Source organism: Legionella quinlivanii, from assembly GCF_900461555.1.
Lineage (GTDB): Bacteria > Pseudomonadota > Gammaproteobacteria > Legionellales > Legionellaceae > Legionella_C > Legionella_C quinlivanii.
The window spans coordinates 3,033,013-3,059,332 of record NZ_UGOX01000001.1; the positions used below are offsets into that span (position 1 = coordinate 3,033,013).

The window sequence follows — 26,320 nt, forward strand, 5'->3', positions numbered from 1 at the left end:
CTTGACAACGAAGTGCAGATTGGGCAACCCCAATCTGCACTTATACTTAAGACTCTACCTGCTCTTCCTGGCGGCGTAAGAAAGCCGGAATATCGAGATAATCGACATCGGGAATGGCGGGTTCGTTTGATTTGGCAGCTGAAGACTGCATCGCAGGAGTCGCTTGCTTTCGCATTACAGCGGGTCTCTCATATTGCTGGTAATCAAATGTGCCATCGCTGCGCATTGATTCGGAGGCACGTGTTTTGGCAATCCCCGCGTATTGCGGTTGCTGTTGTTGCTGCCTGCCGCGATTGGGATCACCTAAACCGGTTACGATGACTGTAACTCGCATCTCATCGGTCATATCCGGATCAATGACTGTACCGACAACCACTGTGGCATCATCAGAAATGAACTCTTTCACTACATCGCCCACTTCTTCGAATTCGCCGATCGACATATCAAGACCGGCAGTAATATTCACGAGAATACCGCGTGCTCCTGAGAAATTCACGTCTTCCAGCAGAGGCGAGGCAATGGCTGCTTCTGCCGCTTGTCTGGCTCGTTGCTCGCCGGTGGCGCTGCCGGTGCCCATCATCGCCATGCCCATCTCAGACATTACTGTACGAACGTCAGCAAAATCCACGTTAATCAATCCCGGACGAGTGATTAAATCAGAAATCCCTTTTACTGCACCCAGCAATACATTATTTGCCGCTTTAAAGGCATTCAGCAGGCTGATATTTTTACCCAGAACGCTTAAGAGCTTGTTATTAGGAATTGTAATTAATGAATCCACATGCTCAGCAAGACGTCTGATCCCTTCATCAGCAGCCAGAGCTCGTTGCTTGCCTTCAAAAGAGAAGGGTTTGGTGACAACCGCCACAGTAAGGATATTTAATTCCTTGGCCACTTCAGCAAACACTGGAGCTGCACCAGTACCGGTACCGCCGCCCATGCCCGCTGTAATGAATACCATGTCCGCGCCTTCAAGCACTTCGCGAATGCGGTCACGATCTTCTTCCGCCGCCTCGCGGCCAATTTGCGGATTGGCACCTGCACCAAGCCCTTTGGTGAGATTATCACCTAATTGAATATGAACTTTCGCGTTGGAGTTTTTTAATGCCTGTGCATCAGTATTGGCACAGATAAATTCAACTCCATCAATATTTTCAGCGACCATATGCTCAAGCGCATTACCGCCTCCGCCGCCAACTCCAACCACTTTGATAACGGCACTGTTGTCCTGGCTTTGCGTTAATTCAAACATTCCTGCCTCTCCCCTCTTTTTAACTGCCGATTAATACTTAGAGATTATGTATATCATGCTGTCCACTTAATAAATCAGAACACGTCCACACACAATTCAACTCATTTTTATACAGGGCCTAACTATTCGTTCAGTGATTAGGCTCCTGTATACCTAAAACTCCAGTTTAAAAATTCCCTTGAAACCATTCCCGCATTCTTGACCACATGCTTTTACCACTCTCGCTAAGAGTCGGCACGCTGTAGCCTCCCTCATATTGCTGTTGAAATCCGTGCAGCAGTAAACCCACCCCTGTAGCCAGTGAGGGGTTGCTTGTCGCCTCCACTAATCCTGCCACATGATGTGCACATCCCTGCCTTACCGGCATTTCAAAACATAATTCCGCCAGTTCAATAGCACCGCGCACGCAGGAGCCGCCACCGGTTATGACCATTCCCGCAGCAATTCGATTTTCAAACCCGCTGCGTCTTAATTCGTTTCTAACCAGCCTGAATAGTTCTTCATAACGCGCCGAAACCACATCAGCCAGGATTTTTGCGGAAATTTTTCGACCGGGACGCTCATTGACGCTAATGACTTCCAGCATTTCATCAGCGTTCGCAAATTCGGGCAAGGCACAGGCATGATTGACTTTAATCGCTTCTGCCGCTTTGGTTGGGGTTCTTAACGCCATCGCTATATCATTGGTTACCTGATCGCCGGCTATTGGAATCACCGCAGTATATTGAATAGCTCCTTCGGCGAAAACAGCGATGTCTGTTGTACCCCCGCCAATGTCCAATACGCAGACGCCTAATTCTTTTTCATCATCAGTAAGCACCGCATGACTGGATGCCAATTGCTCGAGAATGACATCCGATACTTCAAGACCACAGCGGCGCACACACTTTGCTATATTCTGTGCAGCACTCACCGCTCCGGTTACAATATGCACGCGGGCTTCAAGCCGAACACCGGACATGCCGGCTGGTTCGCGGATGCTCCCCTGATTGTCAATAATGAATTCCTGAGGAAGGATATGCAGGATTTTTTGATCAGCGGGAATGGCGACTGCTTTTGCTGCTTCAATAACCCGCTCAACATCGGCCTGGGAGACTTCCTGATCACGAATAGCCACAATGCCATGCGAGTTAAGGCTGCGAATATGACTGCCGGCGATCCCGGCATATACAGTTCGCACTTCACAGCCAGCCATTAGTTCCGCCTCTTGTACTGCTCGCTGTATTGAGTTCACAGTTGCCTCAATATCGACAACTACACCACGTTTTAAACCACGAGATGGATGGCGCCCTATACCGATCACTTCAATAGTTCCATCGGAGCTAACTTCCCCAACCAGCGCCACTACCTTTGATGTTCCTATATCCAAACCGGTTATGATATTTTTTTCTGATTTTTTAGCCATTATCTTCCCGCTTCATTTTTCCATTGCACTGCCATACCACGCGGATAGCGTAGATCGACACTTGCCAATTGCGCTGATTTTTCGGCAAAAACTGCTGGATAAGCCTTACAAAACCTTAATATTCGCTTTTCCAGGTCCCGCTTACCCAGTCGCAATTGCACGCCATTATCCAAACCAAGCTCCCAGGCATGATTGTCGCGTAATTCCAGTGAGGATGCGTGCAAACCATAAATTGATAATATCTTACTCATTTTTTTGTAAACTTGTAAGACTTCTCTGTATTGATTAGACGGTCCACTCAGCTCCGGTAGCAACATATCTGTTTGAGAATTGCCCTCATTGAACATTTCCCCATCTTCAGTCAGCATAGCGTCATTCCACTTCGCGAATGGAATTTTTTCTACCAGGGTTATTTTCAGAGTGTCCGGCCAGACTCGTTCAATATGCACTTGACGAGTCCATTCAAAAGCTGATAACTCCGTATGCAGTCTTCCTACCGGCAAAGAGAAAAAGCTGTCATTTAAATATTTTTCCAGTACTTCTTCCAACTGCTTATGCGAAATATGGTGGTAGCTGGCAGCTATCTTTACAGTACTTATTGGGAAGCGTTCTGGATCTGCCACAAATAAATAAATCAAACGCGCCGCCAAAAAAAGGGCGCAGGCGATTAACAGTGATAATACACTCGCATAGCGCAGTTGCCCTTTTTCCCCATCCATCCTCTTGCCTCGTCTTTTATAATCGCGAAGGGCTTAAATAAACCCGGCAATTCGTTCCTGTTCCTACTGATAATTGGTCACTAACTGTTGTTTACAGCGATGATGTCTCATCGCCAGTTCAACCAACTTATCCAGCAGATCAGGATAGCAAAGACCACTGGCATCCCAAAGCTTCGGATACATGCTGATAGGAGTAAACCCGGGCAGCGTATTGATTTCATTAAAATAAATCTGGTTGGTCTGCTCGTTAACAAAGAAATCCACTCTTGCCATCCCCTTGCATTTCAAACGCAGAAAGATAGCGCTTGCCGTTTTTTGTAATCGCTCCAGCAAAGAAGCAGACAGACTGGCAGGAATGTGTAATTCGGTCTCTTCGCTTTCCAGGTATTTGGCCGTGTAGGAATAAAATCCATCCGCATGGTTCACCTTGATCTCACCAGCCACACTAACCAAAGGCTCGGCAGGCTGCTGACTATTCTCAAGAACTGATAACTCAATTTCCCGACCGGCAATAAACTCTTCCACCAGAATCGCTTCATCGTAGCGCAACGCGTCGTCTACCGCGCGGGCAAGCTCTTCGGCTGTCTTGGCTTTATGAATTCCCACTGAAGAACCGAGCGAGCAGGGTTTCACAAAAAGCGGCAAACCAAACTCGCTAATCATCTGCTGGCAAAACTGCTGTTTTTCTTTTGCAGTCGCATGCCAGGACAGCATGCGGTATCTCGCACTCTGAATATCACCATGGCACGCCAGGCGTCGTGCCATGTCCTTATCCATGCCGATAGCAGACGCCAGGACGTCGCAGCCTACATAGGCCGTATCTGCCAACTCCAGCAAACCTTGAATACAGCCATCCTCATATAAGGGCCCATGCATTACAGGAAAGACCACATCAGCTTCAACCGCTAAATGGCCATTGACAAACAAGCTGGGAAGAATCCGGGATTTTTCAGTCTGCACTGGCAGGCTTTTCCCAGCGGCCAGCAACTCCTGATAATCGTTTAAATAACATCGCCCTTCCTTATCGATACCAATAGGGATGATTCGATACTTATCGGCTCGGAGCTGAGTTAATACGGAGGCGGCAGAAATCAGGGACACTTCATGTTCGCCGGACTTTCCACCATAAAGAAGTACGAGATTAATTAAATTAGACATGTTTTGCTCCGATGATATGTACTTCGCGAATTAGTTCTACGCCTGTTTGTTGATGAACTGTTTCACGCACTAGCTCTATTAACGATTCAATATCATTAGCAGAAGCATTTCCATGTTGGTTAATAATAAAATTGGCATGTTTGACAGATACCACGGCCCCGCCCAATTGTCTTCCCTTCAACCCACAGGATTCAATTAATCGGGCCGCAAAATTGCCCGGCGGGTTTCTAAAGACTGAACCACAGTTGTATTCGCTGGTGGGCTGGGTTTCTGCTCTGTGCGCAAGCAGCTCTTTAATCAGTTTAAGAGACTGTTCTTTTTCTCCCTTTTCCAGACGGCAGGTGGCTGCAATAAACCACTCATCATCAGCCAGTCCGGAAACATGCCTGTAGGAAATTTCAAATTCTTCAGGCTTACGAATTTTGCGCTCACCCCGCCGTGTCATGGTCTCTACCTGAACAACCGCCTTCCAGGTTTCGCTGCCGAAACAACCCGCATTCATGCGCAAAGCGCCACCCATCGTTCCAGGAATACCTGCCCAGAACTCGCCGCCCGCCAGATTATTGCGTGCGCAGAAACGGGCCATCGTGGCGCAGGAAACCCCGGCTTCAACCTGTACAGTTCTCTCATCAATGAGATGAATGTTTTTCAAACATCCCTGAGTCAGAACAACGGTTCCCGGAAAACCGCCATCTCGAATGAGGGAATTACTGCCCAGTCCCAGCCAGAGCAATGGTTCATCGGCTGGTAATTGCTTCAGAAAAACAGCCAAATCCTCAATACTCACTGGCTTATACAGTTTATGAGCCGGCCCCCCTACTCGCCAGGTGGTATAATCAGCCAAAGGCTCATGCAGCAATAACTCTCCCTGATAAGTCAACTGTGCAGATTGCAGATTCATTGTGCTCATGCTGGCTCTCTTATGGCTTGTACCAGGTTGATTGCCATTTGCCCTACGTTTCCAGCCCCCTGCATCAGAATGACATTGCCTTCAGTAACGATTTCATCAAGGGTCGACTGCAAAGTCTGCTCATTAATAAGGCGGGCATTGGGGAATTTTTTACGGATTTCCTGTAAAAGCGACTGACTGGAAACGCCTTCAATTGGAGATTCTCCTGCTGAGTAAATATCCAGTAACAGTAACTCATCAGCCAGACTCAAGGCGTCTACAAACTGTGAAAAAAGGGAATGAGTTCGGCTGTATCGGTGCGGCTGGAATACATGAATCAGGCGCCGATCAGGCCATACCCGGCGGAATGCGTCGATAGTTGACATTATTTCCTGGGGATGATGGCCATAGTCGTCGACCACAATAGCACTGCCTTGCTCAAAGCGGCGCTCTCCTAAAATTTGAAAGCGGCGACCCACACCCTGGAATTTGAACAAGCCATTGATAATCGCTTCATCACTCACACCCAGCTCAGTCGCAATGGCTATTGCCGCCAAAGCGTTTAATACATTATGCCGGCCCGGCCAGGAAAACTTAATCGCCAGCGGTTTGTGTGGTGCGGGCCTGATGACCGTAAATTCACTGAGCAGGCCATTCTGTGTCCAATCCACTGCTCGAAAATGAGCATCTTCCCGGAAGCCATAGGTTTTGGTCGGCCGCTGGATAGCCGGCAAGATACGCCGCACTTCATCATCCTCAAGACAAACCACTGCCAGACCATAAAAAGGTAAATGATGAAGAAACTCGACAAAGGTGCTGCGAAGCTTGTCAAAATTGTCATCATAAGTGGCCATATGATCCGCATCGATATTGGTAACCACAGCCATCATTGGCTTAAGGTATAAAAAGGACGCATCGCTTTCATCCGCTTCAGCCACGAAATAAGCCGATTTACCTAATTGCGCATTACTACCGCAGCTATTTAGCTTGCCGCCGATAACAAAACTGGGATCAAAACCACCCTCAGCCAGAATACTGCTGACCAGGCTGGTTGTAGTGGTTTTGCCATGAGTACCGGCAATAGCGATTCCGTGGCGAAAGCGCATAAGCTCTGCCAGCATGGCCGCCCGGGGGATAACGGGAATTAATTGCTCATGCGCTGCAATAATTTCGGGGTTTTCAGACTGGACAGCGGTTGATCGAACGACCACATCCGCGCCATGAATATTTTCCACGCGATGTCCGATGTGAACTTTGATGCCGAGAGATTGCAGGCGTTGAACCGTTTTATTTTCGCTGATATCAGAGCCGGTTACCCGATACCCTTCATTATGCAGCACCTCAGCGATACCACACATGCCAACACCGCCAATTCCAACAAAATGAATCTGTTCCACCCGCCCCATCCTTGGCGAAAGAAAGTGTCCCAAGCTATTCACACAATTCCCCTTTATTTTCTATTAGGCTGGCGATCTTAATCCCAATGATTGCCAACGGTTTTCATGATCGATACGCAGCAGTAATGCAATGACCATACAATTTACCACCATACTTGCGCCCCCATAACTTAGCAGGGGTAACGTCAAGCCCTTTGTCGGCAGTAACCCTGAATTCACACCCATATTAATAGCTGCCTGTAATCCCAGCCAAAAGGTTAAACCATAGGCAGCGTAAGCAGCAAAAAGCCTCTCCTGGCTATGCGCGGTATATCCAATTAATAAACCTCGACACACCAGTATACTATACAAAATCAATACTAGAAGCACACCCAGCAAACCTAATTCTTCTGCCAGTACAGCAAATAAGAAATCCGTATGCGCCTCAGGCAAATAGAATAATTTTTGAACGCTGTCGCCAAGCCCTGCTCCCATCCATCCGCCTCGCCCGAAAGCGATTAAAGACTGGGTCAACTGGTATCCGCTATTGTATTGATCCGCCCAGGGATCAAGAAATGCGGTCAATCTGGCGACACGATAAGGAGAAGAAATAGCCAGTAAGGCCAAAGCCGCCCCTACCACTAGTAGTAAACCGGCATAATAACGAAATTTAACACCCGCCAGAAATAACATAGCCATCACAGTTCCGGTAATGACCACTGTGGCGCCGAAATCGGGCTCCATTAGTAATAACACCGCAACCACACCCAAAATAATCATGGGTTTTATAAAGCCTAAAATCGATTGTCTGATCGACTGCTGCTGCCGTACCAGGTATCCCGAAACATAAAAAATCATGGTCATTTTAGCGAGTTCGGATACCTGAATGCCAATAGGGCCAAATGCCAGCCAGCGCCGGCTGCCGTTCACTGTTCGGCCAATGCCAGGAACAAGAACCACCAGCAGCATCAAGAGGCAGACCAGCAAAAGCGGCATACTCAATTTTTCCCAGGAGCTGCTGTCAATGCGCATGATAACTAAAGCCACCATAAAACCCGCGAACAGATAACAGAATTGGCGAATGAGAAAATGAAAAGGCTGATGATAATATTTGGTCGAAATCATGACGGCGCTTGAAGCAACCATCATCAGGCCAATGATAATCAAACCCAATACTGCTCCCATAAGCCATCTGTCATAAAGGGCCAAAGGTTTATTCGTAGGTTTACCGCGTTGAGTATAATGCCTGGGTTGCATATAGTTATAACCTTCTGACTGCTTCGCTGAACACCTCACCCCGATGATTAAAATCTCTAAACATATCCATACTCGCACAGGCAGGAGAAAGCAGCACTACATCTCCCGGTTTTGCTTCGTCTCTGGCCAGTGCTACGGCATTATCAAGATTTGATGCTCTTAACACCGGAACGACTCCGGTCAATGCGGCTTCAATCTGGTCAGCATCTTTTCCAATTAATACAACCGAACGCACATATTCGCTCACAGGAGTACGCAACTCATTAAAATCAGCCCCTTTCCCCAAACCACCGGCTATCAGAACAATTCGTCCCTGCATGGCACCGCCGATCCCTGATATCGCTGATATGGCCGCTCCAATGTTGGTTCCTTTCGAGTCATTAATCCAGTCAACCCCATCCAGCGCTCTCACCCACTGGCAACGATGAGGAAGTCCCGCGAATTGGGTTAACACATCACGAATACTTTGCGTATCGATTCCTGCGGCGGTTGCTAAAGCACAGGCAGCAAGTGAATTTTGCCAATTATGCTTGCCCTTAATCAGGATATCGTTTACTGAAATAATGCAATTTTCCTCAAAGGCCAGGCTGTTCATTTCTGCATGGCGAATAATTCCCCATTGTCCAGCTGTAGGCTGACTAAAACCAAAGCTGATTGCTTTATGAGCGGCCTCTTGCTCAATCGGTGTGGTTTGCCAGTCATCGCGATTATACACACAGAGCCCGGCATTGCGATAAATGCGCTGTTTGGAAAACCGATAAGCTTCGATGCTGTGATGTCTGTCCAAATGATCGGGGGTGATGTTTAATATGGTGGCGGCAACCGGAGACAAACTGTAGATTAAATCAAGCTGGAAGCTTGAAAGTTCCAGAATCCAAAGATCATAGTGCTGTTTATCATCCAGTAAATCCAGTACAGGCAGGCCGATGTTGCCTGCAACCGCCACAGACAAACCAGCTTTTTTGGCCATCTCGCCCACTAGGGTGGTTACAGTAGATTTGCCGTTAGTGCCGGTAATTGCGATAACCGGAGCTTGTATTTCTCGCGCCAGGCATTCAATATCACCAATGACCGGAATTTTTTTTTCAATCGCTTTTTGCAGAAAAGGCTCATCCAGAGAAATGCCAGGGCTGGCAATGATTTCTTTTAATTGATCATAAATTTCATCTGGAAACTGCCCCAGGAAAATATCAACTCCCGGAAAATCAGTTCTGAATTCACTTAGACCAGCAGGCTCTCTGCGGGTATCAAATACCACAAAAGGTAAATTACGACGATGTAGATAGCCTGCTATTGAACGCCCTGTTTTTCCCAGACCGGCAACCAGGTACAATGATTGATTCATAATTTTCCTATCGTAACTTTAATGTAGCCAAACCACAAAGAACGAAGATTATTGTCATAATCCAGAAACGAACGATAACCTTAGGTTCCGACCAGCCTTTCAACTCAAAATGATGATGCAGAGGCGCCATACGGAACAAGCGTTTGCCGCCGGTATATTTAAAATATCCCACCTGCAAAATGACCGACATGGTTTCCAATACAAACAGTCCGCCCATGATCAGGAGAACCAGCTCTTGTCTAACCACTACGGCAACCGTTCCCAAGGCAGCTCCCAATGCCAGCGAACCCACATCGCCCATAAACACCTGAGCCGGATAGGTGTTGTACCAGAGAAAGCCAAGCCCAGCGCCCAAAACCGCTGAGCAGAAGATAGTCAGCTCGCCAGTGTCAGGTACAAAGGGGATAGACAGATAATGAGCATACACCGCATTACTGCTGGCATAGGCAAATACACCAAGCGCTCCAGCAACCATTATAATAGGCACGATGGCCAGACCATCCAGTCCATCGGTCAGATTCACCGCATTACTGCTACCAACGATAACAAAATAAGCCAGTATCGGGAATAGCGGTCCCAGATTGACTATCAGATTTTTGAAGAAAGGGATAGTGAGCTGGGTATGTACCGGCAAGTTGGCATTGAGGTATAAATAAAGTACGGCCAGGATTGCGATTACCGATTGCCAGAAATATTTCCAACGCCCTGGCAACCCCCTGCTGTTTTTACGAACAACTTTACGATAATCGTCAATCCAGCCTACCGCACCAAAGCCCAGTGTTACCAGCAGAACCAGCCACAAGGCGGGTTGATGTAAATCGCCCCATAATAAGCTGCTGGCAGTAATCCCCACAAGAATCAGTACGCCCCCCATAGTGGGCGTTCCTGCCTTTGACAAATGAGTTTGCGGACCGTCATTACGCACCACTTGCCCCATCTGCAAATTGCGAAGCCAGCGAATCATTAATGGACCGCAAAACAGGCTTACTAAAAGAGCCGTGAGTGCCGCAAGAATTGAGCGGAAGGTCAAATATTGAAACACTCTGAACGCATGATACTGTCCCTGTATAAGCTGCGTTAACCAGTAAAGCATGTTGGGAATTCCTCAAAAATAATTAATATTTAAATACTTTTTCTGCCAGTTGTTTTTTTCCAGCAAAATACAAACGCAAAACCGGGCAAGAATACCACAAAGCAAGCTTCAATTTGTAGCCTGCTCTGAGCTACACTGCCATTAATTTAAAGGAATTCTGCAATGACATGCAGGTTGGGCCCTTGGCCTAATGGCGCTGCCTTAACCTATTTATCTACGTCCCTCGGCTTGTCCGAGGGATCCAGAGATCCAATCCTGGCATGAGATTCCTGGATCCCTCGGACAAGCCGAGGGACGTAGGAGTATGGGTTTAAGCCTTAAGGCAGCGTCATTAGGCCAAGGGCCCAAACCTACAAAATTTCCTTAACTTTTTAGTGGCAGTGCCCGCAATACGGTCCGCCATCAAGCCACTAATTGGTGAACAATATTCTCCATCGCAGCCGATCGAGAGCCCTTTACTAATACTGTCGTGCTGCTGTCCAATTGCGGCAGTAAATCCTGGGCCAGGGCGTCCTGGCTGGTGTAATGTCTGGCAGCCTGACCAAATGCCTTGCTGGTGAATTCGCTTTGCCGGCCACAGGTCAGGAGTAAATCGATGCCGTGAGACAAAGCAGCCTGACCAATTTCTTCATGATGTTTTTGTGTCCAGGCACCCAGTTCACCCATATCACCCAAAACTAAAATGCGCTTGCCCTGCCGCTTCGACAGCACATCGACAGCCGTTAATACGGAGCGAAGATTTGCATTATAGGTATCATCAATGACAATGGAATTATTTTTACCGGTCAAATAAGTCATCCTGCCTTTTACACCTGAAAAGCTATTGAGGCCATTGGCAATATCTCCAGAACTAATACCGGCAGCATAAGTACAACTGGAAGCTGCCAGCGCATTGCGAATAGAATGCTCTCCAGGAACCTGAAGATGAATTTTCTCACTTCCATTAGGTAATATCAGAGTAAATGAGGCACATCCCTTATCATCATAAGTAATTTCCCGGGCATGAACATCGCCAGTGTGTAATCCAAAACGCAGGACTTTTCTGTCGGTAAATAGTCCATCCCAGAAATGGGCATAATGATCATCCTGATTAACAACAGCAGTGCCATCTTCGGACAAGCCCTCGTAAATTTCTCCCTTGGCACGGGCTACTCCATCAATAGAGCCGAAGCCCTCGATATGTGCCGGAGCAATGTTATTAATTAAAGCAATTTGCGGTTTGACTATGGCAACCGTATGAGCAATCTCTCCCGGATGATTCGCACCCAGTTCAAATACTGCATAGCGATGCGCTTTGCTTAACTGCAGGACACTGAGCGGTGCGCCAATATGGTTATTCAGATTGCCAAAGGTTGCATGGGAGGGCTTGGGTAAAATCGATGCAATCATTTCCTTGACGGTTGTTTTACCATTGCTTCCTGTCAGGGCAATCACCGGACAATCAATACTCTGGCGGTGGGCTTTGGCCAGTTCAGTCATTGCCGTTAGAGAATTGTCCACCAGAATCTGGGGTATATTCGCCTGTGGATGCTTTTGCTCACAAATAACGGCCGCCGCGCCATTCGCCTGGGCGTCCAGAATAAATTCATAACCATTAAGGCGTTCACCCTGTAAAGCGACAAATAAATCGCCCTTTTTTACCTGCCGGCTATCAATCACAATCCGCTGAATTTCACCTGCGAATTCAGGGCATCCCAGTATCTTTGTAATTTCTTCTAATTTCATGAACTCTCGTCCTTCCGGAATTGCTTCATTTTGGGTTTTTAATTCTGCTCAGTTCAAAAGCTAGTGGGCAAGTTCAATCAAATCTCTTTCCTCTTCCGGAATATTAAGCATTTGATAATACCTTGCCATACCTTCTTCGTTTAAAACTCGCTGCTGATCATCCAGTAAACGCGCATCCAGGCCCTCACTTAATAATCTCGCAGTTTCAAACATGGCTCTGATTCGTTCGGCATCCACCTCTGGCTCGCCGGAAGTCTGCATAAAAAGACACAGACCTTTTACGCTGAACGCACCGATATTCTGCAAATCAAATACCCCCGTTGCAGTTGCCGCAGCCAGACTGCAAAGAACCGCTCCCTGACCATTGGCTTGCTGATGGCGGTGGAATAGCTGGCCTTCTCCAAAACGCAGCCCCGCAGCCAGCACTGTCTGTAACAGCTCATAGCCAGCCAGCTGGCGATTTTCCTTAGCCTGTAAAAATAACATGATCATTTTTCCAGGTTTAACCCTCGGCTGTTTTTTTTCTTCTACGACCGCTCTTACTACAGGTGTTTTGACATCACGAACTGGATGCTTTCTGATTTCGGGCTCCTCATTCACTTCAGGCGAGGATGCATTTTCCTGAGTCAATTTTCGTACAGCGATAATGTCATCGAATGAACGGTTTTCAGCTGCCGCGGCTCCTAAAGTTGGCTTCGCCTGCTGATTCACCGCCGTACTGAAACTTTGCCGCCTGGCTTTCATTAATCGCCCGATTGCGATTACCACCCCAATGAGTAACACCACATTGAGAATCAGACTCCAGTTTGCCTGCATGTTTGACTCCTATTAATTCGTCTTCAAGGTTTAACTCACCTTCCCAGACATTTGATTTTTATAAATTATGATTCGGTCATTACTAAAGCTTGCTCAACATCGACAGTGACCACTCGCGATACACCGGGTTCCCTCATAGTGACACCAATTAAGTGATCCGCCAACTCCATTGCGATCTTATTGTGAGTAATAAACAGAAATTGCACGAATTGTGACATTTCTTTAACCAAAGCACAAAATCTTCCGACATTCACATCATCGAGCGGCGCATCCACTTCGTCCAACATACAAAAGGGTGAAGGATTTAATTGAAATATGGCAAATACCAGAGCAACAGCTGTCATAGCCTTTTCACCGCCTGATAACAGGTGAATTGTACTGTTGCGTTTGCCCGGAGGCTGAGCCATTACCATAATTCCCGCTTCCAGAAGATTATCACAGGTTAATTCAAGAAAGGCTCGTCCTCCACCAAAAAGGCGTGGGAAAAGACTTTGAAAGCGCGAATTCACCTCATCAAAGGTAATTTGTAAACGCTGCCGGGTTTCTTTATCCATTTTCTCAATAGCTGCTTCAAGCGTCGACAGTGCCTCTGTCAAATCGTTGTGCTGTTCGTCAAGATACAATTTCCGCTGTGCTTCGGTTTCGTATTCTTCGATAGCGGCAAGATTGATAGCACCAAGCCGGCCAATTTTGTCCACAATTTCCTGCAGCTGTTGTTCACATAATGCCCAAGTACTTTCCTCGGGGATTTCATTCAAAATGCTCTGAGGATTCACATTTAATTCATGAAGATTTTCCAGAACAGTATCAATCCGAACCGTCAAGGTCTGCAGCTGTAACTGTTCCTGCTGCGTTTTATCCTGCAGGGTTTTGGCGGCAGACTCCTCCGCTTTGTAAAGTGATTCCTGATGAGATAAGCTTTGGTTTAAACTGTCAATTGCCTCCCTGTACTGGCAAAGCACATCCTCCAGCTCCTGATGCTGAGCCAGTTTGGCATCCAGTGAATTGGTCCTGCTGCTATCAGGTGTTTCAAGCTCAAACAAGCGCTGTGCGATTTTTTCCAGACGCTCCCCGATAGTCTGCTGCCTGACCTCCTCTCGCTGAATGTTGGCACTCAGCTGCTTATTAATCAGCGCCTCTCTCTCACGCTGCAATTCTATCTGATGAATGCGGCTGCGGCAGTCGTCCAGGGACTGGCGGCGCGCCCTGCTATGCTCATCCCAGATCTGCTTTTCAGCATTAAAACGTGCGTGTTCCTGCTCATAACGCTGCAAATCCTGCCGGGTGAGACTGAGTTTGCTCTGAACCTCTTCTTTTTCCAGATTTAACTCTTCGAGCTGCTGATACAGCTCATCCGTCTCCTCGTCAATACGGTGGCGTATTTGTTTCTGATGCGCAATCTGTCGTTCCAGCGCGTCTATTTCCGCTTTCAGCTGTCTTTGCTGATCCTGCCGCTGCCGACGATTATCCTGCCAGTTCTCAAGCTCGAACTCTTTATTCTGAATCTGCTCGCGAACTTCTTCCAATTGAGCCTGAAGTACCTCCAGTACCCCTTCGCATTCGGCCAGTTTTTCACGGCAGTGATTTAATTGCTGCTGCTTGACCAGCAAGCTCTCACCGGATTGCTCTTGCGGCAAAATGACCTGCAGCCAAGCTTGTGCCATCCAGATCCCTTGCGGAGTAATCACCGACTCTTCGGACTTAAGTCTCGGCAGCCATGCTCGAGCCTGCTCCAAATCTGCGGCGGCAAAAATTCGTCTCAGATTAACCGGGGATTCAGGAATTACACCCTGAATTTTATCGGCAAGACAGGGAATCTCCTGTTTAACCTGTGCAGTGCGGGCCGCGGTGGTGAACGTCCCCCCGGTGATTTGCTGCTCGCTTAGTGCCGACATTAACTCGCTGATATCGTCCACAACGACTGCATGCATACCCAGTCCCAGAATTAACTCAATCGCATATTCCCAGCCTTCTTCCACCTGCATTTTTTCAATAAGGCGGGACCTGGCTGACCAGGGTTCCGGGATTGTATGCTGCTGGTTAACCCGATTGTGCAGGGCAGCACTGAGACTGGCCTGCTCTACATTTAACTGATGGGAACGGCTTTGTTGCTGACGAAGACTGCTTTCAGTTTCATTCGCCAGGCGCTTCAATGCCTGAATATCGGCCACAAGAAGCTGGCTCTGTGTTTCAGCCTGTTCACATTGCTCTGCTGCTTCACACAGGGCATCCTGCAATCCATTGAATTGCTCATCAAACCCTTCTATAGGGGAAAGCTGCTGCTTTTCAATAGTAATTTTTTCCAGCCTGATTTGGCATTCCTGCGTTCGCTGCTGAATATGCTGCAGGCGTAGTTGCTCAAGCTGGCTGTCACGTGAGAGTTTGTTTAAATGGATGCTTACTTCACCGGCGGTATTCTGCCAGACGGCAAATTCTTCCTGCAGCGATTGATAAGCTTGGGTACATTCATTCAGCTCATGGCGTAATCTATCCAGTTTGACGTCCAGTTCTTTTTGATTAAGCTCGCTGGATGCCAGGGTTTCAGCATCCAGTTGTAATTGCTCGCAAACCGTCTGCCAGTCATTCTGTAATTGCTGTTGATCGCTTTGCAGACGTTGTTTTTCGCGGTGTTGCTGTTCACGGCTTTCTTCCAGACGGGCTATTTCAGTAGCAAGCTGATAAAACTGCTCTTGCAGCAATTGAAATTGCTGATTTTTTTGGTACAGACTCTCACGCATTTCCGTACATACCCGATAGGCAGTCGTGGATTGCGTTTGATGCTGTTCATAGCTAATGAGTAACTGAGCGAGATTTTTGCGGGTTTGTTCCTGTTCTTTAATTAGTGCATCCCATTTTAAAGCCAGAATTTCGGCTTTGCACCGCTTTTCCTGCTCCACTAACTCTTGATAACGCGCGGCGGTTTTTGCCTGACGTTCGAGGCGCTGCAATTGCTTGCCCAACTCTTCACGGACATCAGCGACGCGTAAGAGATTTTCGCGGGTATGACCGATTCTTAGCACAGTTTCCCGCCGTCTTTCCTTGTATTTGGAAATCCCCGCGGCCTCCTCCAGAAAGGCGCGTAACTCCTCCGGTCTGGCTTCAATAATTTTGGAAATAGTTCCCTGGCCAATGATTGAGTAACCGCGGGCACCCGCACCGGTTCCCAAAAAAATATCGGTAATATCGCGGCGGCGGCAGCGGGTTCCGTTTAAAAAATAGGAGGAATCGCCGTCACGGGTGATTAGGCGCTTGACTGAAATTTCCTGATAACTGGCGTATTGACCCGTCAAACGGCCCATGCTGTTATCAAATACCAGTTCAACCGAAGCCTGGCCTACTGCTTTTCGGGTTGATGAGCCATTGAAAATAACATCGGTCATCGATTCACCGCGCAGGTTTTTTGCAGCGCTTTCACCCATTACCCAACGCACCGCATCGATGACATTGGATTTTCCGCAACCATTAGGCCCGACGACAGCGACAAGCTGACTTGGGAATGGAATTACGGTTGGATCTACGAAAGATTTGAAACCGGCCAGTTTTAATTGTTTAAGTTGCATGAGGCAAAGAGCAATCGATTATTGAAAAATTGTACCTTAATATCTCTGATGAAGAGAAGGTTTTAGGTGAATTACCCCAATAAAATTTATCAAATCAGTGGACTCAAAAAGTTTTCCCACAGTCCGTACAAAACACGGCTATACTTGAGAAACAAGCAGCCATTTTTCTGACAGCCAGCTTCCTTGGCAGGCTGCAAGCGCCTGAAACTGCCAGAGAGGGTAAGAAAATGACCAAGGCAATATGGAATGGCACAATAATTGCTGAAAGTAATCAGTGTGAGCGTGTGGAAGGAAATTTCTATTTTCCCTTGGATTCGGTACACCAGGAATTTCTAACAGACAGTCCCCATACTTCAACATGTCCCTGGAAGGGAGTTGCTCATTACTATGATGTTACGGTAGATGGCAAAACTAACCCGGCGGCGGCCTGGTATTATCCGGAGCCGAAAGAGGCAGCCAACAGGATAAAGAATTATATCGCTTTCTGGAAAGGCATAAGCATTATCGATTAATGAGTGATATCCTCCTGAGAAGGATTAGAAAATGGATCGGGCACAGCTTAAAAATAGTTATCAGACTATTCGCTATCAGACAGAAATTATCTGCGAACCCCTGGTTACCGAAGACTATGTGATTCAGGCAATTGAAGATGTCAGCCCGCCCAAATGGCATTTGGCACATACCTCCTGGTTTTTTGAAACCTTTATTCTTAAATCGTTCGTGCCTGACTACACTCTGTTTCAGAATGATTTTGGATTTTTATTTAACTCCTATTATCAAGGGGTTGGCCATCCTTTTCCCCGTCCCAAACGCGGGTTGCTTGCCCGCCCGACAGTGAATGAAATTTTTGGATACCGCAGGGCTATTGATCAGCGAATTCTCGAAATGCTTGACCGCCTGCCTGAGGAACAACTGGAACGCGTCACCGCACTGATTACCCTGGGTTTGCATCATGAGCAGCAGCATCAGGAATTATTGCTCATGGACATTAAATATAATTTTTCCGTGAATCCATTATTTCCTGTTTATAAGCCGCAACGAGCCTTGTTGAAAACAGCAGAGCCGCTTGCTTTAAAATTTATGGAAGTAGCCGGCACCATCGCAGAAATTGGCCACGAAGGAGGCAAGTTTTGTTTTGATAATGAACTGCCGCGACACCGTAAGATATTAACACCCTATGCACTCGCCAATCGACTGGTTACCAATGCTGAATATCTGGAATTTATTGAGGCCAATGCCTATCAGGAACCCCAATGGTGGTTGTCTGATGGTTGGGATTGGCTTCAACAGCAGCAAATTCGTTCGCCTCTTTACTGGCATAAAATAGACAATCAGTGGTTCATTTTTGGATTGTCCGGTTTAAGCGAGCTGGTCCCGGAAGAACCAGTGGCGCATATCAGTTTCTACGAAGCAGAGGCTTATGCGAGATGGAGAGGCTGCCGATTGCCCACTGAGGAAGAGTGGGAACATTTTGCAAGTCATTATTTAATGGGAACAGGAAGTGAAAACTTTATGGAAAAAGGAATTTTTCATCCACTGCCCTGCTCTCAGCCAAATAAGGGGAACGTCTATCAGCTTTTTGGCGATCTCTGGGAATGGACTGCCAGCTCTTATAGCGCTTATCCCGGATACAAATCACTTGAAGGTTCACTGGGTGAATACAATGGCAAATTTATGAATAACCAACGAGTCTTGCGCGGGGGAAGTTGTGCAACGCCTGCGGCTCATATCCGCACTACTTATCGAAATTTTTTTCAACCAGATAAACGCTGGGCATTCAGCGGGATTCGTCTGGCCCGGGATGAAGAAAATTTGTCGATTCAAACTAATAAAAAGGATAAAAAATGAATGCAAATTTACAGATAAAGACGATAAGTGATGGAAAATACCCGCAGAATGATCGACAGGAATTTATGCGTGATGTCGAAAGAGGACTCTCCAGTAAAAAGAAGTACATTTCCTCCAAATATTTCTATGATGAGAAAGGCAGCGAGTTATTTAATCAGATAACGCGGCATCCTGATTACTATCTGACCAAATGTGAACTTGAAATTCTCGAAGACAACAAGCGGGAATTCGCCGACATTTTTGGAGAAAGCAGTTTTAATCTGATAGAACTTGGCCCCGGTGAAGGAATCAAGTCGCGAATATTTATTAATGAATTTCTGCAGAGATCCCTGGATTTCACTTATTTTACTATCGATATTTCAAGACGCTATCTTAATCAGATTGTAAAACAATTCAATCACGATTTGCCCAAATTAAAACTGATCGCTTTGAATTCAGATTATTTCAGCGGCCTGCACTGGCTTAGCCAACGCTCTAAACGTCGAAATGTAGTTCTTTTTCTAGGCTCCAGTATTGGTAACTTTAATCAGGATGATACCCAGGTTTTTCTAAAGAATATTGCAAGCGATCTGCAAAATGATGACTATCTGCTTATTGGCTTCGATCTTAGAAAAGATATCAACATTTTAAACAAGGCCTATAACGACAGTGATCTGATCACCCGCCATTTCAATCTGAATTTGTTAAATCGTATGAATAGGGAACTGGGCGGCCATTTTGACCTCGATCAATTTCAGCATTATGCCACTTACAATGTCTATTCCGGAGCCATGGAAAGTTATCTGCTCAGCCGAAAAAAGCAATCCATTCCTGTCGATGCTTTAAACCGTTCTTTTAGCTTTTACGAATACGAGCCTATCCATGTGGAATATTCTTATAAATATCTGATTGATCAACTTGAGATTTTTGCAGAAAACAGCGGTTTTGAAATTGTGAAGAATTACATGGATTCAAAAGGCTATTTCGTGGATTCGCTGTGGCGTGTACGCAAATAGTTTAAAGCGCTTATCTTAAGCGCCTGGAGAGGAGAATATGATGAATCTGGTTACAGCAAGCAAGCCTGTTTCATTTATCAATAAAAATGGAATACGTCTTAAAGGTATCCTTGAACAGCCTCTCATAGCCAGTAAAACTTATGCGATTTATGCGCATTGCTTTACCTGTACCAAAAGTTCTTTGGCCGCCGTCAGAGTTAGCAAAGCATTGGCACAACAGGGCATTAATGTGCTGCGTTTTGACTTTGCCGGTCTTGGACAAAGCGAAGGCAATTTCAGCGAATCAAATTTCACCAGCAACCTCGATGATTTGATTGCCGCCTTTCATTTCCTCGGTCAGGAATTTCATACTCCCCAGATATTAATTGGACATAGCCTTGGTGGAGCGGCCGTTCTTGCAGCCCTTAACCAATTACCGGATATCAAGGTCGTTATAACGATCGGTGCTCCAGCCTATGCAGCCCATGTCGTTCATAATTTTAATGACAAAATCAGTGAAATCGAAAAGAATGGACAGGCCGATGTCCTTTTGGGCGGGCGCAAGCTCACGCTGACCCGGCAGTTTCTGAATGATTTGGCACAATATCATTGTGTGGAGCGTCTGGCAAAGAACAAGGCGGCTCTTTTAGTCTGTCATTCCCCTGTCGACACCACTGTATCTATTGAACATGCCGAGCAAATTTTTAAAGCCGCCAAACATCCCAAGAGTTTCTTGTCGCTCGGTGACGCCGATCATCTGGTTACACAGCAAAAGGATGCCGATTTTCTGGCCCGCATGATAGCCGGGTGGAGTATGCGTTGGGTGAACATTGAGAATGAACCCCAATTGGTTGACAACCAGAATCAGGTCATTGTCAGTGAAAGCCATCAAAGTAAATTTCAGCAGATTATTGATTGGCAGGGACAGCAGCTTATTGCAGACGAACCCATTGAGTCCGGCGGAAAAAATACGGGACCCGGACCCTATGATTATTTATTAATGGCCCTGGGTGCCTGTACCAGTATGACCTTGCGTCTTTATGCAGATCATAAGCAAATCCCCCTGCAGCATGTCAGCGTTCGCTTAAACCATAAAAAAGAACATATTCGCGATTGCGAGGATTTTGAGAATAAAAACAAAGTGCTGGATCACATTTTTAAACAACTGCAAATCAGCGGCCCCTTAACCGATGAACAGGTTCGGCGTCTTGAAGAAATAGCAGAGCGCTGTCCTGTACATCGTACTTTAATGGGAGAAATTATTATCACCAGTGAGGTTTTAAGGAAAGATTTGGAATAAGCGAGGTCACACAGTCTTATATACTGCGGCTTGGTCTGCTCCTACATACCGCTTCTGTTTGGAAAAAGCATTTTAAAACGCACTACCATTTTCATGGATACCCCGCATAAAGCGGGGTACGTAGGCTCTTATAGGATGGTTAAATTTTGTGACCATCTATCAGAATCCAGAAAAGCTCATTTCTTAAGATTTCATTAAGGCTCATTCTGTATACTTGCCCTGCAGTTCAATCATGGAGCCTTTATGCCTAAATTAAGTAATGCGGAATTACGTGAGAATTCTCTGCGGGAATTTTTAAGCCCGATGGGAATTAAAACCGACGATTTAACAATCAAAAGTGTCGAGGGAGTTTTCAGCTTTGAGTTCCCCAATCCTCAGCGTAAACAGGAATTTAGTGAATCTATCCTCAATGTATTAAATAGTTCTGGTGAAAAAAATACCTTAAAAACTATCAATATTGCGGACATTATTGCTGAAGAAATCGAAAATGCCGCCGCGGATCCAGAGGATAAAGAATCCTGTGAAGCCGTTTTTCCTATACTCAAAAAGCATTCATGGAATGCAAGCTTTTCAAAAGAGTCCGGCTTTATCGAAATGAAATTGCCTAAGCGCGCTTATGTGGGCATGTTCCAATTACTCAAATATCCCAATTTAAGCATTACCGATGACGGAAGCATTCGCCTCGATATTAAAAAATATATAAAAAGCAGACCAGAGCCCTTGATCTCAATCAGCGACTTAAACGCCAATCAGGACATGCTTCTGCTTAACAGTGCCGCTCTCGAGGGGAATCGAGTATTCTACGCCACGAAACCTCTTGATGATGGTAACCTGGAAGTCACACCTTATTTCTTTGTTCCCAGTGCCGTTGTGCCTCCCTTATATCGGATAGTACTTGATATAAGCAGCAGTATGGCAAGTGGTAAACGCATGGAGGGATTAAAAAAGAGCGTGAATGAATTGGCTCAGCAATTATTTGAATTTCAACCGAATGCCAGAATCAAGCTGACTACTTTTTCTGACGGTATTCAGGAGCTTGGCACTTACGGCAACAACAATCTTAATGATTTTCTAAGAATAATTTCATCCTTGCAGACCAAAGGCGACACACCCTTATATGAAACCACTATCAAGGTGTTGAATGAAATCAGGAATGAGCCAGGCTGCAATAATGTTCTGTTATTTACTGATGGTGAAAATTGCTCCTTTGAGCATATAGGCTTATTTGGCCATCCCAAAACTCGCCCAGAGCAGGTCAGCGATGCCCTGAATCAATTTGGCCCAGAAAATACCGCGCTGAAGGCCCAAAACAAATTTTACATTTTGTCTTTTGGTGTCGAACAGGCTCCGGTGATGAAAGATGTGGTAGAAACCTTTAAAGGCCAGATTATCAACATCAACAGCGCCGATTTTTTAGCGGCTCTGAAAGATCCCCAGATTATGAGATCCTGGGCAGCCACTCGCGGCCTTTTCACCACTGTCGTTAAAGTGGCCGGCAAAAACAATCAGCCTTTTGAAGAGTATCTCGATCTTTCAGGACAATTGCATAGTCTTAAGCCGCAGGTCTGCAAGCCAGGCGATGAAATTGAGCTTAGTATTACCGATAGCGAGAATAAGGTGATTATCCATAGTACGCAAACCATTGGCAATGCTAAAGCGGCTGAGAAAAAAGAGTCGCCCTCTGTCGCGCGTCTCCTTTCAGGATTAGGACTTAACCCGGCACCAGTCGCGCAACCTGTCAAGCCTACTGAGCCTGAAACAACCGCTCCTGCCTATCAATAAACTACACAGGCCGTTCTGCGGCCTCCTCTTCGCCTCGTCTTTGTTCTATCTTCATTTGGCCGAGGCCGAAGCAGCATAACGCCTCGCTATTATCTACTTTATTTGCTACTCTAAATTAATTAAACAGGCTTAGGAGTAAGGATGACTCAGGATACAGAACTTGGCGATTTAATGAAATCAGTTGCCGAAAAAAGTTTGAGTATGATCAGTCAGTTGAAGAATCAACCGGCTGCTTTACCTATGGTGATTAACCAATATATTGATTTGACCAATGACTTTCAGTCGTTAGTCGTGAGCTTGCTGAAAAATCCTGAACAGGTCTGGCAAATGCAGCTCGCTTACTGGCAAGACGCGATGAGCCTTGCTCAATCCCAGTTTACCTCATGGCTTGAAGGCAAGCCCATGCCTATTGAAGACAAGCGCTTTAGCGGTGAAGAATGGGTAAATAATCCCTTTTTTAATCTCTTAAGCCAGCATTATTTACTGGCCAGCGAGCATATGAACTCTCTATTAGAGCATATGGATTATGGGGATAAACAACTCGCTCGCCGAGTGCAATTTTTTACCCGGCAATATCTGGATGCCTTATCACCAGCCAATTTTCTTGCCACCAATCCGCAATTAATGGCTGAAACTATCCAAAGCCACGGCAAAAATTTATTACGCGGTTTACAAAATCTGTTAACTGATCTGGAGGCAGGCTCTTCCCGTCTGATCATTCAGATGACTGATATGAACGCCTTCAAAATTGGTGAAAATATTGCGACCACACCTGGAAAAGTCATTTTTCGCAATGACATGATGGAGCTCATTCAGTTCAAACCGGCGACTGAAACTGTCTATTCCATTCCCTTATTAATTATTCCACCCTGGATTAACAAATACTATATTCTTGATTTAAGCAAAGATAACTCCTTTATTGGCTGGTTAGTGAGTCAGGGCATCACGGTTTTTGTCATTTCCTGGATTAATCCGGATGCAAGTTACGCGGACAAAGGCTTGTTCGATTATCTGCAGGATGGCCCAATGACGGCTATTGAGATCATGAAAAAGCAATGTCAGGTCAAGCAGGTCAACACACTGGGCTTTTGTATCGGCGGCACCCTGCTGGCCAGTATGTTAGCCTACTTAAAAGCGCATCAGGAAGATCCCGTTCGCAGCGCCACGTTTCTAGCCTCGATGATTGATTTTAGCGATCCTGGCGATATCTCGGTATTCATTGATGAACACCAGATTAAGCGTCTCGAAGAAGAGATGAAGTTGAAAGGCTTTCTGGACGGCCGTTTTATGGCGAGCACATTCAATTCTTTACGTGCCAATGACTTGATTTGGTCTTTTTTCATCAAAAATTATCTGCGCGGCCAAAATCCGGTTCCCTTTGATATTTTATACTGGAACGCCGATGCGACGAATATGCCAGCAAAAATGCACTCGCAATATCTGCGCTGGATGTACCTGCATAACGATCTAATCAAACCGGGTAAAATCAAACTGAATCATACTCCGCTTGATGTCAGTCAGATTGATATTCCAACCTTCTTTGTTTCCACTAAAAAAGACCATATCGCTCCCTGGCAAACCACTTATATCGGCTTCCAGCATATGAAAGGGAAAAAACAATTCCTTCTGGGAGGCTCAGGCCATATCGCTGGGATTATCAATCCTCCGCAAAGTCAGAAGTACAGTTATTACACTAACTCCAAAGCGCCGGCAACAGCGGAAGAATGGCTGCAGCAAGCCACGGAGCATGCCGGTTCCTGGTGGCCCGAGTGGCTAAAATGGCTACAGAAACAATCCGGAGAGCTGATTGCAGCACCTGATATGGCTAAACTGGCTTTCAAAGCAATTATGGATGCGCCTGGCGCCTATGTTCTGAAAAATCATAAAACGCAGTCTGAAACGGATGGCACAGAGGCCCCTGCGCCGGCAAGCGTCGCAAAAAAAAAATCGCTTGATTTAGCCCAGTAAGGTTTCACCATGCTGCATGACTCATTAGCAGATATATTCCTGTCTTTCAGCCAGCTCAATGTGTTGCTAATCATTGCACTGGCTGGCTTTTTTCTCATCAGCAAACCCTTGTTTTTCCAAACCGCTTGTCTCACTGCCTTTGATATTGTAGTCAATGTGGCTTTGAAAGGAACTTTTAAAGTGCCCTTGGTCGCCTGGCTAGGTAAAGGCTATGCGTTTCCAAGCGGCCATATGCAGTTATCCACTGTCTTTTATCTGTGGCTGGCCTGGCATACCCCTCGTCGGCCGCTTAAACTATTGATTGCTGCCATTCTTTCAGCGGTGGGAGCCGGCTTGATGCATTACGGCTATCACAATTTCTATGATATCCTTGGGGGCTTGTTGTTTGGCGGGATTCTCACAACGCTTTATTGGTACAGCAGCTTGAAATATGCAGTGTACATGCCGTGGATATTAGCCATTTCCGCTTCTTTATTAATGATTTACAATAAGTTGCAGTACGATTTGATCCCAAACCATTGCTGGTTTGGGTATTACTGTTTATTGGGTTTTATTCTGGCAGAAAGGGTATTATCGAGAGATGAACATAAGCAATATTGGCGCCTGGTGGTTTGGGGTTAGCCTTTCACTAATACTCGGTTTCCTTTCTCTGCAGATTAATCCTGTAATGGCTGAAACTCTGGACATTTCGATCAAGGGTAATGTTCATCCTCTGGCACAAAAGGAGTTAATCAGGCATCCTGCGCTCATGGAAATTGGGCCAATGACCCTGCCCATCTATCCCAATCAGACTCTTTTATTGAAAGGGATCCCGTTATGCAAATTATTTGAAGGCCTGATTCAGGATTCAGAAAATTATCTCAAAGTCAGCGCGAGAGACGGCTATGTTGCTTATTTTACTATCGAGGATTTCTATCCTTGCGCCAGCAATAAAATTCCAGGCTTTCTGGTTTTAGAAGATCCACAGTATCCCTGGCCTTTACTCCTTAACTCTGACCGCTCAGCGGGCCCCTTCTACCTGGTATGGCTGGGAAAGCGTTTTTCGGAATCAGTGTATGGCATACAAAGTTTGGAAGTCGTAGCAGAACATCCCCTGCAAACGATTTTACCAGCCGGCATGAATGCAAAAGAGCATGCAGGGGCGCGCGTTTTTATGGCCAAATGTAATGTTTGTCATCTCTTAAACGGAGCGGGGGGTTCCAAGCTGGCTCATGATCTGAACAACCCAAACCCCTTGAATTATTTCAGCGAGGAGGAATTACGCCGTTTTATTCGTGACCCTCATTCGCTGCGCCCGGTCATCAGCCCCAAAAAGTTTCCATTTTCTCTTTCAAAACTTTCTCAGCAAGAATTAACGGAATTAATCAGCTTTCTTAAGTTTATTAAAAATAATACTGCGGCCAATCAATCAGTTCCCTGAATTCCAAACCAGCCGCCTGTGTCACCGCCAGCCCAGCAGCTTCCTTTGCAGGCGGAAATTTTACTGGTACAAAGCTGTTTGAATTGTTCAGCCTTACTAATGTCCTGATTCTCAAAACCAGCAGGCTGGCAAAGTCTTGCAACATAAGTACCCGGAACCCGGATTTGTCCCATAACGCTGATAGTTGGTGATACAGCATACACGCCTGGTCGATGAGAGTAGCAGGCGATGTAGCATCCCGGTTGTTTGGTGTAGCTATTGTCCGTGGGCAGATCCACTTTTGTCGCTCCCGGTGAGGGATGATTGATGACTGCCTGCCCCTCGATGACATAGACAGGGAAAGGAGAAGGAAGCAGGTTAATATTAGGATCGGAAGTAGAGATGAGGACTAGCGGCTCGGCATTTGCACAACAGCACATGACCGCCAACAAGC

Annotated in this window: 21 protein-coding genes; 8 read left to right on the forward strand and 13 right to left on the reverse strand. The window is 46.2% G+C overall.

The window, feature by feature from the left end:
- Window positions 1–46 precede the first annotated feature (46 nt).
- The 12 genes from ftsZ to smc form a co-directional block, all read right to left on the reverse strand.
- Window positions 47–1,252, reverse strand: a complete 1,206-nt coding sequence (gene ftsZ / locus DYH61_RS13010; protein WP_058506291.1) for a cell division protein FtsZ — start codon at window positions 1,250–1,252, stop codon at window positions 47–49.
- Window positions 1,253–1,418: 166 nt separating this feature from the next.
- Window positions 1,419–2,657: a cell division protein FtsA gene (gene ftsA / locus DYH61_RS13015; protein WP_058506292.1), complete on the reverse strand. Its 1,239-nt coding sequence runs from the start codon at window positions 2,655–2,657 to the stop codon at window positions 1,419–1,421.
- Window positions 2,657–3,376: a cell division protein FtsQ/DivIB gene (locus tag DYH61_RS13020; RefSeq protein ID WP_058506293.1), complete on the reverse strand. Its 720-nt coding sequence runs from the start codon at window positions 3,374–3,376 to the stop codon at window positions 2,657–2,659. The genes ftsA and DYH61_RS13020 overlap by 1 nt, the downstream gene beginning before the upstream one ends.
- Window positions 3,377–3,439: 63 nt before the next feature.
- Window positions 3,440–4,534 carry a D-alanine--D-alanine ligase family protein gene (locus DYH61_RS13025; RefSeq protein ID WP_058506294.1) on the reverse strand — a complete coding sequence of 365 codons (1,095 nt, stop codon included), beginning with the start codon at window positions 4,532–4,534 and terminating at the stop codon, window positions 3,440–3,442.
- Window positions 4,527–5,444: a UDP-N-acetylmuramate dehydrogenase gene (gene murB, locus DYH61_RS13030; protein ID WP_058506295.1), complete on the reverse strand. Its 918-nt coding sequence runs from the start codon at window positions 5,442–5,444 to the stop codon at window positions 4,527–4,529. The genes DYH61_RS13025 and murB overlap by 8 nt, the downstream gene beginning before the upstream one ends.
- Entirely contained in the window at window positions 5,441–6,829 is a 1,389-nt protein-coding gene (gene murC / locus DYH61_RS13035; RefSeq protein WP_407927339.1) for a UDP-N-acetylmuramate--L-alanine ligase, read from the reverse strand. The genes murB and murC overlap by 4 nt, the downstream gene beginning before the upstream one ends.
- 54 nt (window positions 6,830–6,883) lie before the next feature.
- The gene (gene ftsW, locus DYH61_RS13040) at window positions 6,884–8,056 is read right to left on the reverse strand and encodes a putative lipid II flippase FtsW (protein ID WP_058506297.1); all 1,173 of its coding nucleotides are present in this window, start codon (window positions 8,054–8,056) and stop codon (window positions 6,884–6,886) included.
- Window positions 8,057–8,060: 4 nt separating this feature from the next.
- On the reverse strand, window positions 8,061–9,401 hold the full coding sequence (gene murD / locus DYH61_RS13045; protein ID WP_058506298.1) for a UDP-N-acetylmuramoyl-L-alanine--D-glutamate ligase: 1,341 nt from the start codon (window positions 9,399–9,401) through the stop codon (window positions 8,061–8,063).
- Between the two features lie 7 nt (window positions 9,402–9,408).
- A complete protein-coding gene (gene mraY / locus DYH61_RS13050) occupies window positions 9,409–10,494 on the reverse strand; it encodes a phospho-N-acetylmuramoyl-pentapeptide-transferase (protein ID WP_058506299.1) in 1,086 nt (361 codons plus the stop codon).
- A 402-nt stretch (window positions 10,495–10,896) separates the two neighbouring features.
- Entirely contained in the window at window positions 10,897–12,219 is a 1,323-nt protein-coding gene (locus DYH61_RS13055; protein ID WP_058507271.1) for a UDP-N-acetylmuramoyl-tripeptide--D-alanyl-D-alanine ligase, read from the reverse strand.
- A 60-nt stretch (window positions 12,220–12,279) separates the two neighbouring features.
- Window positions 12,280–13,035, reverse strand: coding sequence for a cell division protein ZipA C-terminal FtsZ-binding domain-containing protein (locus tag DYH61_RS13060; RefSeq protein WP_058507270.1), 756 nt, complete (start codon window positions 13,033–13,035; stop codon window positions 12,280–12,282).
- Window positions 13,036–13,100: 65 nt separating this feature from the next.
- Window positions 13,101–16,595, reverse strand: coding sequence for a chromosome segregation protein SMC (gene smc, locus DYH61_RS13065; protein ID WP_058507269.1), 3,495 nt, complete (start codon window positions 16,593–16,595; stop codon window positions 13,101–13,103).
- Window positions 16,596–16,822: 227 nt separating this feature from the next.
- Here smc and DYH61_RS13070 point away from each other — a divergent pair, with 227 nt between their 5' ends.
- The 8 genes from DYH61_RS13070 (at window position 16,823) to DYH61_RS13105 (ending at window position 25,887) form a co-directional block, all read left to right on the forward strand.
- Window positions 16,823–17,107 carry a DUF427 domain-containing protein gene (locus tag DYH61_RS13070; RefSeq protein WP_058507268.1) on the forward strand — a complete coding sequence of 95 codons (285 nt, stop codon included), beginning with the start codon at window positions 16,823–16,825 and terminating at the stop codon, window positions 17,105–17,107.
- Window positions 17,108–17,138: 31 nt separating this feature from the next.
- Complete coding sequence (egtB, locus tag DYH61_RS13075; protein ID WP_058507267.1) at window positions 17,139–18,443, forward strand: ergothioneine biosynthesis protein EgtB; 1,305 nt, start codon at window positions 17,139–17,141, stop codon at window positions 18,441–18,443.
- On the forward strand, window positions 18,440–19,438 hold the full coding sequence (egtD, locus tag DYH61_RS13080) for an L-histidine N(alpha)-methyltransferase (RefSeq protein ID WP_058507266.1): 999 nt from the start codon (window positions 18,440–18,442) through the stop codon (window positions 19,436–19,438). The genes egtB and egtD overlap by 4 nt, the downstream gene beginning before the upstream one ends.
- Window positions 19,439–19,475: 37 nt before the next feature.
- On the forward strand, window positions 19,476–20,717 hold the full coding sequence (locus DYH61_RS13085; protein ID WP_200823619.1) for a bifunctional alpha/beta hydrolase/OsmC family protein: 1,242 nt from the start codon (window positions 19,476–19,478) through the stop codon (window positions 20,715–20,717).
- Between the two features lie 243 nt (window positions 20,718–20,960).
- The gene (locus tag DYH61_RS13090; RefSeq protein WP_058507264.1) at window positions 20,961–22,499 is read left to right on the forward strand and encodes a vWA domain-containing protein; all 1,539 of its coding nucleotides are present in this window, start codon (window positions 20,961–20,963) and stop codon (window positions 22,497–22,499) included.
- Between the two features lie 141 nt (window positions 22,500–22,640).
- Window positions 22,641–24,467, forward strand: a complete 1,827-nt coding sequence (locus tag DYH61_RS13095) for a PHA/PHB synthase family protein (RefSeq protein WP_083499189.1) — start codon at window positions 22,641–22,643, stop codon at window positions 24,465–24,467.
- A 9-nt stretch (window positions 24,468–24,476) separates the two neighbouring features.
- A complete protein-coding gene (locus DYH61_RS13100; protein ID WP_058507263.1) occupies window positions 24,477–25,088 on the forward strand; it encodes a phosphatase PAP2 family protein in 612 nt (203 codons plus the stop codon).
- A complete protein-coding gene (locus DYH61_RS13105) occupies window positions 25,048–25,887 on the forward strand; it encodes a c-type cytochrome (protein WP_103989278.1) in 840 nt (279 codons plus the stop codon). Before DYH61_RS13100 ends, DYH61_RS13105 begins: the two co-directional genes overlap by 41 nt.
- On the opposite strand, the gene DYH61_RS13110 is transcribed toward DYH61_RS13105, so the two are convergent.
- Window positions 25,872–26,306 carry a hypothetical protein gene (locus DYH61_RS13110; protein ID WP_322783910.1) on the reverse strand — a complete coding sequence of 145 codons (435 nt, stop codon included), beginning with the start codon at window positions 26,304–26,306 and terminating at the stop codon, window positions 25,872–25,874. The two genes, DYH61_RS13105 and DYH61_RS13110, sit on opposite strands and share 16 nt — an antisense overlap.
- Between the last annotated feature and the right edge of the window lie 14 nt (window positions 26,307–26,320).